The organism is Pseudomonas sp. R9.37, from assembly GCF_963878885.1.
GTDB lineage: Bacteria > Pseudomonadota > Gammaproteobacteria > Pseudomonadales > Pseudomonadaceae > Aquipseudomonas.
In genome coordinates this window covers 174616-189250 of sequence record NZ_CAWNZA010000049.1, presented here as the reverse complement: position 1 = coordinate 189250, position 14635 = coordinate 174616, and the positions used below count along the sequence as shown (strand labels likewise).

Sequence of the window (14635 nt, the reverse complement as noted above, 5' to 3'; positions counted from 1 at the left end):
AGGCACACCCAGTTGATGCCATCGCAGGCAAGCCCGCTCCCACAAGTTGACCGAGTGCAGCCGCCAGCACCGCACTGCTTTGCTTTTCTGTGGGAGCTGGCTTGCCTGCGATGCAGACACCTCGGTGTATCAGGCATAACCAGTAGATGCCATCGCAGGCAAGCCAGCTCCCACGTTGGTTGGGTTTTCACAGTGGATCTGTGGGTTTTTTTAGAGTGATCAAACTCCAGCAAACAGTGCGGGCTGATCTCGCCTTCCAGCGCGGTCATGTGGTGTTCGGCATCGCATATGGGTTCATGCATCAAGCTGCGCACCGCGCGTTCGTCGCCGGCACGAAAGGCAATCAGCAACTGCTTGTGGAGTCGTCTTTGCTCAACCGTCCGAGCACCAACACTGCCAGTTCTACTTCGATGACCTTGCGCAGCGGGTACACCTGCTCGCCGTCCAGGGGCTGAAAATGCAGGTAGGTACGCAACGCACGGCTGGCGGGTTCGGTGCCGGCCGGGTTCGGATACACGCCGCCACCGGGACCGGTGTGCGTACTCACCAGGCCTTCCACTTCCAGCGCTTTTAGCGCCCCACGGGCCGAGTCTTTGGAGCACTGGACGCTTTCCATCAACTCGCGCTTGGTAGGCAGGCGGTCGCCGGGTTTCAAGGCATCGGTGACGATGGAGCGCTCGACCGACTCGACAATCACATCGCAGAGCTTCTGGCGTTTGCGTCGCAACGGGCGGCCGAGCATGGGCGTCTATTGAGCCTATTAATGCGGATTAATAGCGCTTAATAACGATTGGTCGAGAGCGTCAACGCAGGGTGTCGTCTTCGACGCGTAGAGGCCGTAATCGCAGTGATTATTCCCAGCGGCCGAGGTCGAGACAGCGCGTGGAGGGCGGCGGCTGTCGGCCGTTGACCAGAAAATCCGCGACCCAGCGGTTGGCGCAACCGGCTGCAACCGCGTCGGGCCGGGATGATTCCTTGAGCAACAATTGCTCGACGCCGGAGGCCACCGGCTCAGCGTGCCCGGCGTTGACCAAGACCATGCGCGCGACGCGTTCGGTAAACAGCGCGGCGTACCGACTGCCAAGTCGGGTGGCCTGGGCATTGCCGAGGAAGTTGAGCCGGGCCTCGCCCAGTTGTTCGCGCACAAACTCCATATCGCGCGCGGCCTGTTCTACACCGGTTTCCTGGCTCAGGTCGCGGGGGCTCAGTTCGATCACGTCATAACGGTTGGTCAGGGTGCGATAGGCCGCCGTGGCGTAGGACTCCCAGCGGCCGACCAGTTTAAGGACGAAGGTTGCGCCCTGGCCCGTTTGCGGTTCGCCGGCCTGAATGAACACCACACCTTCGCGGCTGAGCGGTTGCCGGGCGCCGACACGGGTCAGGGCCAGGCGCACCGTGCCACGCTTGGGCGCGGCGTGGTCACGGGGCACGCTGACGCTGGCGCATTGGGTGCGCTCCAGCACCTCAGGGTCCGGCCGTTCAAAGGCGGGGAAGGGACAATCCAGCAGCCAGTCGATTGCCGTGGGCGCGATCAGAGGCTCGGCAAAAGCCCGGCTTGCCACCAGCCAGAGGCAGACGCACGCCAGGCTTTTTACAACAACGCTGGGTTTCATCAAGAAGGTCCGGGCAGCCGTTTGAAGACGGCTTTTTTACCAAGGACCTCGGGTCGAAGAATGTAGGTTTGTTAAACGGTTTGTGTAGGACAACGGAGTTTCGTTATCAGAAACCGGCGTTCCACCCACCCCCCAATGCCTTGTACAGCGCAATGCTGGCTTGAAGACGCGACAGCCGCAGTTGCACATTCAGGTCTTGTGCCGCGTACAGCGTGCGTTGGGTTTCGAGCACCGTCAGCAAGTCCTCCGCGCCCGCTTGGTAACGGCTTTCGGCGATGCGGAAGGCGATCTGGGCCTGTTGCAGTTCTTGGCTTTGCCAGTCGCGTTGCTGATCCAGGCGCGTGATGCTGCTCAGGGACTTTTCCACGTCGGCAAAGCCGTTGATGATGGCGCCGCGATAGGTTTGCAGCAGCTCATCCTGACGGGCGCGGGCCTTGTCGCGTTCGGCGCTTAAACGACCATTGTTGAAGATCGGCGCCACCAGGCCCGAGGTCAGGTTGTAGAACGGGCTGCGCAGGAGTTCCTCGGCCTTGTAGGCGCCCGATCCCAGCGTGGTGCCCAAGGTCACCGTGGGCAGCATCGCCGCACGGGCCACCGTGACATTGGCACTGGCCGCCGCAAGCTGCGCTTCGGCCTGGGCCAGGTCGGGGCGGCGGCTGAGCAGTCGGCTGGGCACGCCCGGGCCGATGCTCGGCCAGGTCAGCGCCTGGAACGACTCGGCGCCCAGGTTCAGCGCTTGCACGGGCTGGCCGAGAAGGGCAGCGAGGGTGATCAGCGATTCTTCGGCCACTTGCTGAATCAGCGGCAGTTGGCGTTGCTGGCTCGCCACCAGGCTCTTCTGTTGCGCCAGTTCCAGGGCCGTGGCGGAGCCGGCGTCGTAGCGGGTCTGGACCAGGTCGAGCACATTGCGCGCGTTCGCCAGGTTCAGCTCGGCGATCTGTTGGCGCTGGCGCGCGGCGAGGGTTTGCGCATAGCGGTCGGCGACGTTGCTGAGCAGCGTCAGCTCGACGGTGGCCTGGTCGAACTCACTGGCGCGCAGGGTCTGCAGGGCACTGTCGCGGGCGGCAGCACGCCCGCCCCAGAAATCCACTTCATAGCTGGCGGTGAGGTTGGCGCCGAAGCTGTCGACGGTCTTATTACTTTCCGTTGCGTCCAGTGAGGAATTGCCGCTGCCGCGCAGCAGTTTTTCGCGGCTGGCGGTGAGGTTGAAATTCACCTCGGGCAACAACGGCGCGCCGGCAATCACCGCGCTGGCCTGGGCCTGACGCACGCGCGCCATGGCTGCCGCCACGTCATAGCTGTCGCGCCGGGCCTGGTCGATCAGGCGGTTGAGTTGCGGGCTGCCAAATTGCGTCCACCACCGCTGGTTGGTGGCTTGCGTGGCCTGTCGCTCGGCGTATTGCCACGCGGCGGGCGGCGCGATGCCGCTGTCGACCTGGGGCGGGTGGCCGGTGCAGGCGTTGAGCAACAGGCACAGGCTGAGCAAGGGCAGGTGCGGCGGGATGCATCGTTTATTCACTGGTCAACGCCTTAACCGGATCGAGCCGGGCAGCTTTACGGGCCGGCATAAAGCCGAATACGACACCGGTGACCAACGCACAGCCAAACGCGCCAAACACCGCCCACAAGGAAAATTGCACCGCCACCTCGGCCAGCACCAGCACGCCGCCTACCAGCAGCGCCAAAGCGATGCCGAACAGCCCGCCAACCACCGAGAGCATCACTGCCTCGGTGAGGAACTGGCGCAGGATGTCGCGCTGGCGCGCGCCGGTGGCCATGCGGATACCAATTTCGCGAGTCCGTTCGCGCACGGTCATCAGCATGATGTTCATCACGCCGATACCGCCCACCAGCAGGGAAATCGCGGCAATCGAGCCGAGCATCAACGACAGGGTGTTCTGCGTGCGCGCCTCGGCCTGGATCATTGCCGCGTTGTTGGTCAACTGGTAGTCGCGCTTGCCGTTGTGCAGCTTGAGCATCAACTGGTCGATGGCCATTTCGGCCTCATGCACCTTGCGCGCATCGGCGGCGGCAATCGCCACGTATTCGGGGTTGTAGGTGCCGAACAGGCGCACGCTGGCGGAGGTGTAGGGAATGGCGACACGGTCATCGCTGTCTTTGTTGCCGGAACTGGAGCCTTTTTCAGCCAGCACACCGATGACCTGGAAAGGCACGTTTTCGATCAGGATGTATTGGCCGATCGGGGTGGCGACGTTTTTGAACAGTTTCTCGCGGATACGGTGGCCGATCACGGCGACGGTGGCGCCGGCGCGCTCGTCAGCCTCGGTGAAGTAGCTGCCCTCGACCACCGGCCAGTTGAAGATCTCCGGGAAGTTGACGTCGTTGCCGCCCACGTAGGCGAGGTAATCCAGATTGCCGAACCGTACACCGGCGTCGCTGCCATTGACCGGCATGATGCGCTTGACCTGGGGCAGCGCCGCCAGGGCCGCGACATCGTTAAGGGTAACGATGCCCAGCGGCGTGCGCGGGTTGGGCGAGGAGCCACTCAGGTAGATGATGTTGGAGCCGAACGCGCCCATCTGCGCCATGACCTGGCGCTTGCTGCCTTCGCCCACCGCCAGCATCACCACCACCGACGCCACGCCGATGATGATGCCCAGCAGTGTCAGCGCGGTGCGGAAGCGGTTGATCCACATTACTCGCCAGGCCGCTTGCACGGCGTCCACCAGTTCGGCTTTCCAGGCGCCGTTGTGTTCGGCACCGTCGGCCAGGCGCTGGCGCAGGTCCACGGCTTGCAGCGCGCCGCTGTGGGCGGCGGCGGGCACGTGGGTTTCACGGGTTGCCGAGTCACTGATGATCAGGCCATCACGGATCTCGATGATGCGGTTGGCGCGCGCCGCCACTTCACGGTCGTGGGTAATCAGAATGACCACATGGCCCTGGCCCGCCAGTTCATCCAGCAGCGCCATCACCTCGGCGCCGCTGTGGCTGTCGAGGGCGCCGGTGGGTTCGTCGGCGAGAATGATATGCCCGCCGTTCATCAGGGCGCGGGCAATGGACACGCGTTGTTGCTGGCCGCCGGAGAGCTGATGCGGGCGGTTGCCGGTGCGGTCGGCCAGGCCCAGGCGGGTCAGCAGCGCCTTGGCGCGGGCGTGCCGTTCGGCGGCGCTGATGCCGGCATAGATCGCCGGCATCTCGACGTTTTCCTGAGCCGAGCCCGACGGGATCAGGTGGTAGCCCTGGAACACGAAACCAAAGGCTTCACGGCGCAGCCAGGCCAGTTCGTCGCTGTCCAGGTGCGCGACGTTTTCGCCGGCGAACAGATAGTCGCCCTCGGTGGGGCGATCAAGGCAGCCGAGAATGTTCATCAGCGTGGATTTGCCGGAGCCCGACGCGCCGACGATGGCGACGAATTCCCCGGCATGGATCGACAGGTCGATCCCGCGCAACACGTCGACCTGCGGGCTGTCGCCGCCGCCGTAGGATTTTCGGATGTTCTTGAGTTCGATCAGCGGCGTGGTCAAGTCAACCCCCGTTGCCATCGACCGGGCCGATCAGCAGGTGATCGCCTTCGTTCAAGCCCTCAAGCACTTCGACCCGCAGGCGGTCGCTGATACCCAGGCGCACCGGGCGCTCCTCGATATCGCCGTTTTTGGCCACCACCCGCGCGAACGGCTGGTCGGCGCCGTGGCTGCCCAACAAGGCCGCGACGGGGGCCGTGAGTACGTCCTTGACCTGACTGGCGACGAAAAACACCTGGGTGGTCATTTCGGCCATCAGCGCATTGTCGGCGTTGTCCACATCCAGCAGCACGGTGTAGAGCACCACGCGGCCACTCCCGCTTTTGCTGGCGCTGCTGGGGCTGCCACTGCCCTGGCTGGTTTCATTCAGCGGCTTGGGCGGTATCGGCAAGATCTGGCGCACGGTGCTGGTCCAGCGCCGGCTGCCACCGGCGAGGGTGGTGAAATAGGCGCTCATGCCCGGTTTGACGTGGCCTATGTCGGCTTCGGAGACTTCGGCCCACACGGTCATCGGCGATAACTTCGCAATGCGCAGGATCAGCGGCGTCTGTTGCTGGGCGTTGAGGGTCTGGCCGACCCGTGCGTCCACCGCTACCACGGTGCCGCTCATGGGCGCATAGATGCGTGTATAGCCCAATTCCGCCTCGTCGCTGCGCAGGCTGGCCTGGGCCTGGCGGATCTGTGCCTGGAACATCTCGACCCGGGCCTGGGTGGCACTCAGTTCGGCCTTGGCGGTTTGCACGTCTTCTTCGCGAGTGGCGTTGCCGGCGGCCAGGCGCTGTTGACGCTGGTATTTCTGACGCGCGAGTTCGTGCTGGGCCTTCTGTTCCTGCAGCTGGGCCTTGAGGTTTTCGATGGAGTAGCGACTGGCGTCGAGTTTGGCTTTTTGCGTCGAAGGGTCGATTTCCACCAGCAACTGGCCTTCTTTGACCTGATCCCCGGCCTCGACGTGAATCTCGCGGATCTGCCCGGACGCCTGGGCGCCGACGTCGACATACCGGCGCGGTTGCAGCGTACCCAGCGCCGTGACGCTGTTTTCAATATTGCCGCGGGTGACGGTGACCGTGGACAGCGTATCGCGGCCGGGCGGCAGCACCTGCCAGGCGGCCACCGCAAGGATGGGGATCAGGCACGCGACAGCGAGCAGGGCGCGTCGAGCGGGGCGAGGGCGTTTCATGCGTTGGTTCCAGCCAGGAAGTGAGGGCCGCAGTTGCGGAGGGGCTGAGTGTTATACGAGAAAATTGCCCGCAGATTTAGGCGTTTACATACACGGAAACAGCGCTATGGAATAAAAAACTCGCGCATTGATGCAAGACTTCTTTAAAAGTAGATGAGAATTACTATAAATTGCACGCACTCAAACTGCCATCATCCATGGCCTGTCTTCTTAAGTACTCAAGGATTTGATGCCGTCGCCCTGACGGCCGGGAGTCATGTTGGAAAACTACTATCGCGAGCTGGTGTGTTTCCTTAACGCCAAGCTGGGCAACCGTCAGGTGGCCGAGGATGTGGTGCATGACGCTTATGTCCGAGTGCTGGAGCGCTCAAGTGACACGCCGATCGAACAACCGCGCGCGTTTTTGTACCGCACCGCGCTGAACCTGGTAATCGATGGTCATCGGCGTAACGCCTTGCGCCAGTCCGAACCCCTGGACGTGCTGGACAGCGAGGAGCGTTTCGCCACCAGTTCACCGCATGCCTGCCACGATCAGGACCAGCGCCTTGAAATGCTCGAGCGTGCCCTGTCCGAGCTGCCGGCCACCTGCCGCGACAGCTTCCTGCTGCGCAAACTCGACGGCCTGTCCCACCTGCAAATCGCCGAACGCCTGAGTATTTCCCGCAGCCTGGTGGAGAAACACATCGTCAACGCCATGAAGCATTGCCGGGTGCGCATGCGCGAGTGGGACGCGCACTGATCAATGATCAGTTAAATTTTATTTCACTGTCCTCGTTTCCTATCAACACATGACCTGTTGTGCAGGTCGTGAAGGTATTCCCGCCCCACCGCCAAGGGGCTTATCCAGAGGACACTGGAATGACACAGGCAATTGCTTCGCCCGCGGTTCACGACCTGATCGGTATCGGTTTCGGCCCTTCGAACCTGGCGTTGGCCATCGCCCTGCAGGAGCGCGAAAAAGCCCAGGGCAAACTGGACGTGCTGTTTCTCGACAAACAGGCCGATTACCGTTGGCACGGCAATACCCTGGTGACCCAGAGCGAACTGCAGATTTCGTTCCTCAAGGACCTGGTGACCTTGCGCAACCCCACCAGCCCTTACTCCTTCGTCAATTACCTCAAGGCCCACGACCGCCTGGTGGACTTCATCAACCTGGGCACTTTTTACCCGTGCCGCATGGAGTACAACGACTACCTGCGCTGGGTCGCGGGGCAGTTCCAGGCCCAGGCGCGCTACGGCGAGGAAGTGCTGGCGATCGAGCCGATCCTGCAACAGCAACACGTTGAAGCACTGCGCGTGATCTCCCGTGACGCGCTGGGCGAACAGCATGTGCGCACCACCCGTTCGGTGGTGGTCAGCGCCGGCGGCACGCCGCGTGTGCCTGAAGCGTTCAAGGCCCTCAAGGATGATGGCCGCGTGTTCCACCATTCCCAGTACCTGGCGCGCATGGCCCAGCAGCCGTGTGTTGAAGGCAAGGCGATGCGCATTGCAATCATTGGCGGTGGGCAAAGCGCGGCTGAAGCCTTTATCGACTTGAACGACAGTTTCCCGTCGGTGCAGGTCGACATGATCCTGCGCGGTTCGGCGCTCAAGCCCGCCGACGACAGCCCGTTCGTCAACGAAGTGTTTTCACCGGCGTTTACCGATCTGGTGTTCCAGCAGGTCGGCGCCGAGCGCGAACGCCTGGTGGCCGAGTACCAGAACACCAACTATTCGGTGGTTGACCTGGACCTGATCGAGCGCATCTACGGCATTTTCTATCGCCAGAAAGTCTCCGGTGTCGCCCGCCAGGCGTTCCGCACCATGACCGTGGTCGAGAAAGCCAGCGCCAGCCCGCTGGGCATCGAACTGTCCTTGCGCAACAACGCCAGCGGCGAAACCAGCGTCAGCCACTACGACGCGGTGATCCTGGCCACCGGTTACGAGCGCCAGATGCACCGCGAACTGCTCGCGCCGCTGGAAGCCTATATGGGCGACTTCGAAGTGGCGCGCGACTACCGCATCGTCACCGACGAGCGCTGCAAGGCCGGCATCTATATCCAGGGCTTCAGCCAGGCCAGCCATGGCTTGAGCGATACCTTGCTGTCGGTACTGCCGATTCGGGCGGATGAGATCGCAGCGTCGTTGTATGAAAACGATCGCCATCGGGGCAAAGCGCGCTCGGTGCAGGACCTGCTCCTCGCAACTGCGAGCTGATCGAGCACAGTCCTACAGACGGCACTGGCGCCAAGGTTGAGCTACTGGTACTGTACAAAAAACCAGTATCGGTAGCTCTCCATGCAGTTGATCGAAAAACTCAGTATCCTCGCCGACGCCGCCAAGTACGATGCTTCCTGCGCCAGCAGTGGCGCGCCCAAGCGCAGTTCCGAGGGCAAGGCCGGGCTGGGTTCCACCGACGGCATGGGCATCTGCCACAGTTACACCCCGGACGGCCGTTGCGTGTCGTTGCTCAAGGTGTTGCTGACCAATTTCTGTCTTTACGACTGCCAGTACTGCGTCAACCGCCGCTCCAGCGACGTGCCGCGTGCGCGTTTCAGCCCGGAGGAGGTGGTCACCCTGACCCTGGATTTCTACCGGCGCAATTGCGTCAGCGGGCTGTTTCTCAGTTCCGGCATTATTCGCTCGGCCGACTACACCATGGAGCAACTGGTCAGGGTCGCCAAGCTGTTGCGCGAAGAGCATGACTTTCGCGGCTACATCCACCTCAAGACCATTCCCGAAGCCGACCCGGCACTGATCGCCGAGGCCGGGCGTTATGCCGATCGGCTCAGCGTGAACATCGAGTTGCCCACCGATGCCAGCCTGCAAACCCTGGCGCCGGAAAAGCAGATCGTTTCAATCAAGCAAGCCATGCAAACCATCTACACCGGTGAGCAAACCGTCCTCAATGAGCCGCGCGCGCCGCGTTTCGCCCCGGCCGGGCAGAGCACGCAGATGATCGTCGGCGCCGACGACACCGACGACAGCACCATCTTGCACGGCGCCGAGGCGCTGTACGGCAACTTCAAGTTGCGCCGCGTCTATTATTCGGCGTTCAGCCCCATCCCCAACAGCCCGAAAAGCGTGCCCCTGGCGGCGCCGCCGCTGATGCGCGAGCACCGTTTGTATCAGGCAGACTTTCTGTTGCGCAGTTACGGTTTCAGCGCCAACGAACTGTTTGAAGGCCCCGGCCACCTGGCGCTGGATATCGACCCCAAGCTGGCCTGGGCGCTGGAGCATCGCGAGGTGTTTCCGCTGGACTTGAATCGCGCCGAACCCACGTTGATTGCGCGCATCCCCGGCATCGGCTTGCGCACTACCCAGCGCCTGGTGGACCTGCGCCGCGAACGCAAAATCCGTTTCGAAGACCTGGCGCGCATGCGCTGCGTGCTGGCCAAGGCCAAGCCGTTTTTCATCACCAGCGACTACCACCCACAACAGGCCGACACCACCAGCGTGTTGCTGCGCGAGCAACTGCGCGACCGCCCGCAGCCTCAGCAAATGGGGTTGTGGGGATGATCAGCCTGGAATGCGACAACCTGTTCAGTACCTGGCGCGAACAGGCGCGCTGGCTGCTCAGCCATCAGGTTGACCCCAGCCAGGTGAGCTGGGGCGAGGCCGAAGTGGCAGACCTGTTTGCCACCGACGAGCCGATTCCTGCGCAGCTTGGGCCGTTCCAGGCGCGCATTCCCAAGGCGCTGTTGGCGCTGTTGGAGTCGGCCGCCTGCTATCACGGCGATCAGCGCTGGAGCTTGCTCTACGAGGTGCTGTGGCGAGTCAGCCATGGCGACCGTACCGCCATGCTGGCCGGAGACAAGCTGGGCAGTGAGTTGCAACGGCGGATCAAGCAGGTGAGTCGCGAAGCTCACCACCTGCACGCATTTGTGCGGTTTATCGCGCTGCCCTCAGAGGCCGGGCCGCAGTTGCCGGAATACGTGGCGTGGCATGAGCCGGCCCACGACATATTGAAATCAGCCAGTCAGCACTTTATCGGGCGCATGGGCCGGCATCGCTGGATGATCGCTACGCCGCTGGATGGGGTGTATTACGACGGTCAGCAGTTGATTCATCAACGCGAATGCCCCCAAGCCTGGCAGCAACTGGCGCAAAACGTCGAAGACCCTCACAGCGCCATGTGGCTGACCTACTACAGCCATATCTTCAACCCGGCGCGCTTGAACCCCAAAGTGATGGAAGGGCATTTGCCCAGTCGATTCTGGAAGAATCTGCCGGAGGGCAAGTTGATTCCGGGGTTGATCAGCGAGGCGCGGACGGGCAAGCAGCGCGATGGGCAGGCGAAGCTGATTGGGACCAAGCCGGGCAAGCGAATTTCCAGCGGGCACGGTTAAAACGGCGAGAGGGGGCCGGTACCCGATAGCGGTGTGTCAGTCACCGAATGCATCGGCGGGCGAATCATCAGGACGGTGTTGGTGGTTTGCATGGGTGCACGGGTCCATGGGGGGCTGAGCTGTGGGGGTATTTTGTGCGTTGCGGTGGGGGAATTCCGGCTGAAACAGAGGGGCGGCTCAGCCGGGAAAGCTGAAAAGTGGGGTGGGGCAGCCGAATCGGCTGAGAGGCTTGAAATGCGCTCAAACTGTGGGAGCTGGCTTGCCTGCGATAGCGATAGGTCAGTACTGAATGTTCTGACTGACAGACCGCTATCGCAGGCAAGCCAGCTCCCACATTAGTATGGTGGCGGTCGTGACACCCGAGCCAGGAAGGAGAATGCATGTCTACCGCTGTTCGTCTTGCCCAAACCACCGATGCCGAGGGGATCAGCCAGGTCATCCTGGCGGCTTTACACAGCAGCAATGCGCGGGATTACCCGGCGGATGTGATCGCTCGCGTGGCGAGCAATTTTACGCCTGACGCCGTGCTGGCCTTGCTCCAGCGGCGGGTTGTGCTGGTGGCGGTGCAGGGTCAGGTGATCGTCGCCACTGCGGCGCTGGATGCCAATGTGGTGCGCTCGGTATTCGTCAACCCGGCGTTGCAGGGGCAGGGCATTGGCCGGTTGTTGATGATTGAGATCGAACTGCGTGCGCGAGATGCCGGGGTGACGGTCTTGAGCGTGCCGTCTTCGCTGACCGCCGAGCCGTTCTACACCAAGATGGGTTTCCACACGGTGCGCGATGTCTACCACGGTAACGAGCGCACGCTGGTGATGGAGAAGGCGCTGTTGTCCCGTCACCCCATCGGGCCGTATCGCGACCGTCAGCACCGTGCACAAGTGGTGGCCTTGTGGCAGGAGGCGTTTGGGTACGACACCGCGCACAACCTGCCGACGTTGGCGATTGATAAGAAGCTGGCGGTCAACGATGGGTTGTTTTTTGTGGCCACGGATAAAAAGGCTGTGATCGGCAGCATTCTCGCCGGTTACGACGGGCATCGTGGTTGGCTGTATTCGGTGGCGGTGCACAGCGATTATCGCCGGCAGGGCCTGGGGGCTTCGTTGGTGCGGCATGCCGAACAGGCATTGACTGCACTGGGGTGCATGAAGATCAATTTGCAGATTACGGGCGGCAATGATGCGGTGGTGGGGTTTTATGAGGCGCTGGGGTATGGGGTGGAGCCGAGGATCAGCATGGGCAAGAAAATAGCCGTGAATATCCCGCCGCAGTCCTGAACACACCGCCGCGCAAATGTGCGAACGGGCTTGCCCGCGATGGCGGTCTATCAGTCAACGTGTTCAGTCACCTATAGACCGCTATCGCAGGCAAGCCAGCTCCCACATGGGTTGTGTGGGGCTGGCTTTTGGGCTTAGACCTTGACGATCCAGCCTTCTGGCGCTTCGACGTCGCCGGTTTGCACGCCGGTCAGCTCTTTGTAGAGCCGCTGGGTGATCGGGCCGACTTCGGTTTCGCTGTGGAACACGTGCAGCTTGCCGTTGTACTGGATGCCGCCGATCGGCGAGATCACGGCGGCTGTGCCGCAGGCACCGGCTTCCTTGAACTGATCCAGTTTGTCGATGAACACTTCGCCCTCGACTACTTTCAGGCCCAGGCGCGACTGGGCCAGCTCGATCAGCGACAGGCGGGTGATGCCCGGCAGCACCGAAGGTGACTTCGGCGTGATGAACTGGTTGTCGTGGGTGATCCCGAAGAAGTTGGCCGAGCCGACTTCTTCGATCTTCGAATGGGTCATCGGGTCCAGGTAGATCGCATCGGCGAAACCGGATTTTTTCGCTTCGGCACCCGGCATCAGGCTGGCAGCGTAGTTGCCACCCACTTTGGCGGCGCCGGTGCCTTGTGGCGCGGCGCGGTCGAAAGTGGAGATCTGGAAGTTGTGCGGCACCAGGCCGCCTTTGAAATAGGCGCCGACCGGGATGGCGAAGACCGAGAAGATGAACTCCGGCGCGGTACGCACGCCGATGTTGTCACCGGTGCCGATCACGAACGGGCGCAGGTACAGCGCGCCGCCGCTGCCGTACGGCGGGATGAACCGCTCGTTGGCCTTGACCACTTGCTTGCACGCTTGGATGAAGTCTTCGGTGGACACGTGCGGCATCAGCAGGCGTGCACAGCTGCGCTGCATGCGCGCGGCGTTCTGGTCGGGGCGGAACAGGTTGATCGAACCGTCCTTGCAACGATAGGCCTTGAGGCCTTCAAAGCATTGCTGGCCATAATGCAGGGCCGTGGAGCCCTCGCTGATGTGCAGCACGTTGTCGTCGGTCAGGGTGCCTTCTTGCCATTCGCCGTTTTTCCAGACCTGGAGAAACCGCTTGTCGGTCTTGATGTAGTCAAAACCCAGCTTGTCCCAATTGATGCTTTCGTTACCCATGACACCCTCTATCTCTGGTCAACCGCCTGGTCGAAGGCAGGCGTGTCGGTTTTTTCTGGATGGGCGCAACAATACTGCATTATTGGCCGGTGTGGGAGCAGGTGGGTAGGCCGTTCAGCATGTGTGTTGGCTGATCCGCCGTTATCGCAGGCAAGCCAGCTCCCACATTTGGAATGCATTCCCCTGTGGGAGCCGGGCTTGCCCGCGATAGCCTCACCGGGGATTTACAGGTGCAGCGCGTGGCCCAAGGCTCTTAAGGCCGCTTCTTGTACAGCTTCGCCGAGCGTCGGGTGGGCGTGGATGGTGCCGGCCACATCTTCCAGACGCGCGCCCATTTCCAGGCTCAAGCCGAAGGCGGTGGACAGCTCGGAGACGCCCACGCCTACGGCCTGCCAGCCGACAATCAGGTGGTTGTCACGCCGCGCGACCACACGCACAAAGCCGGTTTTGGATTCCAGGGTCATGGCGCGGCCATTGGCCGCAAACGGGAAGCTCGACACGATGCAGTCCAGGCCGGCGGCCTTGGCTTCGTCCGGGGTCTTGCCGACCACCACCAGTTCCGGGTCGGTAAAGCACACCGCCGGGATTGCAGCCGGGTTGAATTCGCGGGATTTACCGCTGATCAGTTCGGCCACCATTTCGCCCTGAGCCATGGCGCGGTGGGCCAGCATCGGCTCGCCGCTCAGGTCGCCGATCGCCCACACGTTGCGCATGCTGGTCTGGCAACGGCTGTCGATCCTGATCGCCGAACCGTTCATGTCCAGGTTCAGCGCTTCCAGGTTCCAGCCCTGGGTATTGGGTGTGCGACCCACAGCCACCAGCACCTGATCGGTTTCCAGCGACAAGGTGTCGCCATTGGGATCGCGCACTTGCAGGCACTGGTTCTCAAAACCGGTGACGCTGTGTTTCAGGTACAGCTTCACGCCCAGTTGCTTGAGGGATTCTGCCACCGGCAATGTCAGCTCGGCGTCATAGGCGGGCAGGATATGTTCCTGCGCCTCGACCACACTGACTTCGGCGCCAAGCTTGCGGTAGGCAATGCCCAGCTCCAGCCCGATATAGCCGCCGCCCACCACAATCAGACGCTTGGGCACATGCGTGGGCGCCAGGGCTTCGGTGGAAGAGATGATCGGCCCGCCAATCGGCAACATCGGCAGGTTGACGCTCTTCGATCCGGTGGCCAGCAGCAGGTGTTCGCATTGGATACGCTGGTCGCCGACGTCGACCGTCTTGCCATCGACCACCTTGGCCCAACCGTGGATCACTTGCACTTTGTGTTTTTTCAGCAGGGCGGCGACGCCTGTGGTCAGGCGATCGACAATGCCGTCTTTCCATTCCACGCTCTTGCGGATATCCAGCGTCGGCACGTCGACTTCGATGCCCAACTGCGAACCCTGGCTGTGGTGCACGCTTTGCTGAAATTGCTCAGCCACGTGAATCAAGGCTTTGGACGGAATGCAGCCGATGTTCAGGCAAGTGCCGCCCAGCGCCTGGCCTTCGACCAGGATGGTCGGGATACCCAACTGGCCAGCGCGAATCGCCGCGACGTAACCGCCAGGGCCGCCACCGATGATCAGTAGCGTGGTGTGTAATGTCTGGGACATGCC

Annotated in this window: 11 protein-coding genes and 1 pseudogene; 5 read left to right on the top strand and 7 right to left on the bottom strand. The window is 62.4% G+C overall.

The genetic code is table 11. The features are described 5' to 3' along the window. Window positions 1-212: 212 nt before the first annotated feature. The 5 genes and pseudogenes from AACU78_RS28290 to AACU78_RS28270 form a co-directional block, all read right to left on the bottom strand. Window positions 213-742: pseudogene (locus AACU78_RS28290) on the bottom strand (FadR/GntR family transcriptional regulator); the annotation flags it as partial. Window positions 743-851: 109 nt separating this feature from the next. Further along, entirely contained in the window at window positions 852-1613 is a 762-nt protein-coding gene (locus tag AACU78_RS28285; RefSeq protein WP_106578888.1) for an alpha/beta fold hydrolase, read from the bottom strand. 106 nt (window positions 1614-1719) lie between these two features. After that, window positions 1720-3132, bottom strand: coding sequence for an efflux transporter outer membrane subunit (locus AACU78_RS28280; RefSeq protein WP_106578887.1), 1413 nt, complete (start codon window positions 3130-3132; stop codon window positions 1720-1722). After that, window positions 3125-5116: a MacB family efflux pump subunit gene (locus AACU78_RS28275; RefSeq protein WP_177410113.1), complete on the bottom strand. Its 1992-nt coding sequence runs from the start codon at window positions 5114-5116 to the stop codon at window positions 3125-3127. Before AACU78_RS28275 ends, AACU78_RS28280 begins: the two co-directional genes overlap by 8 nt. Next, entirely contained in the window at window positions 5100-6272 is a 1173-nt protein-coding gene (locus tag AACU78_RS28270; RefSeq protein ID WP_106578886.1) for an efflux RND transporter periplasmic adaptor subunit, read from the bottom strand. Before AACU78_RS28270 ends, AACU78_RS28275 begins: the two co-directional genes overlap by 17 nt. A gap of 256 nt (window positions 6273-6528) precedes the next feature. On the opposite strand from AACU78_RS28270, the gene AACU78_RS28265 reads away from it, so the two are divergent. From AACU78_RS28265 to AACU78_RS28245, 5 genes are all read left to right on the top strand, one after another. After that, window positions 6529-7011: a sigma-70 family RNA polymerase sigma factor gene (locus AACU78_RS28265; protein ID WP_106578885.1), complete on the top strand. Its 483-nt coding sequence runs from the start codon at window positions 6529-6531 to the stop codon at window positions 7009-7011. 119 nt (window positions 7012-7130) lie between these two features. Then, window positions 7131-8468, top strand: a complete 1338-nt coding sequence (locus AACU78_RS28260) for a lysine N(6)-hydroxylase/L-ornithine N(5)-oxygenase family protein (protein ID WP_106578884.1) — start codon at window positions 7131-7133, stop codon at window positions 8466-8468. An 81-nt stretch (window positions 8469-8549) separates the two neighbouring features. Further along, complete coding sequence (locus AACU78_RS28255; protein WP_106578883.1) at window positions 8550-9770, top strand: putative DNA modification/repair radical SAM protein; 1221 nt, start codon at window positions 8550-8552, stop codon at window positions 9768-9770. Continuing rightward, window positions 9767-10600, top strand: coding sequence for a TIGR03915 family putative DNA repair protein (locus tag AACU78_RS28250; protein ID WP_106578882.1), 834 nt, complete (start codon window positions 9767-9769; stop codon window positions 10598-10600). The genes AACU78_RS28255 and AACU78_RS28250 overlap by 4 nt, the downstream gene beginning before the upstream one ends. A 380-nt stretch (window positions 10601-10980) precedes the next feature. After that, a complete protein-coding gene (locus tag AACU78_RS28245; RefSeq protein WP_106578881.1) occupies window positions 10981-11874 on the top strand; it encodes a GNAT family acetyltransferase in 894 nt (297 codons plus the stop codon). A 134-nt stretch (window positions 11875-12008) separates the two neighbouring features. Here AACU78_RS28245 and AACU78_RS28240 read toward each other — a convergent pair whose 3' ends face one another. Both AACU78_RS28240 and lpdA read right to left on the bottom strand, forming a co-directional pair. Then, window positions 12009-13028 (bottom strand): branched-chain amino acid aminotransferase, encoded by a 1020-nt coding sequence (locus AACU78_RS28240; RefSeq protein WP_106578880.1) that lies wholly within the window; start codon window positions 13026-13028, stop codon window positions 12009-12011. A 224-nt stretch (window positions 13029-13252) separates the two neighbouring features. After that, window positions 13253-14632 carry a dihydrolipoyl dehydrogenase gene (gene lpdA / locus AACU78_RS28235; protein WP_106578879.1) on the bottom strand — a complete coding sequence of 460 codons (1380 nt, stop codon included), beginning with the start codon at window positions 14630-14632 and terminating at the stop codon, window positions 13253-13255. Between the last annotated feature and the right edge of the window lie 3 nt (window positions 14633-14635).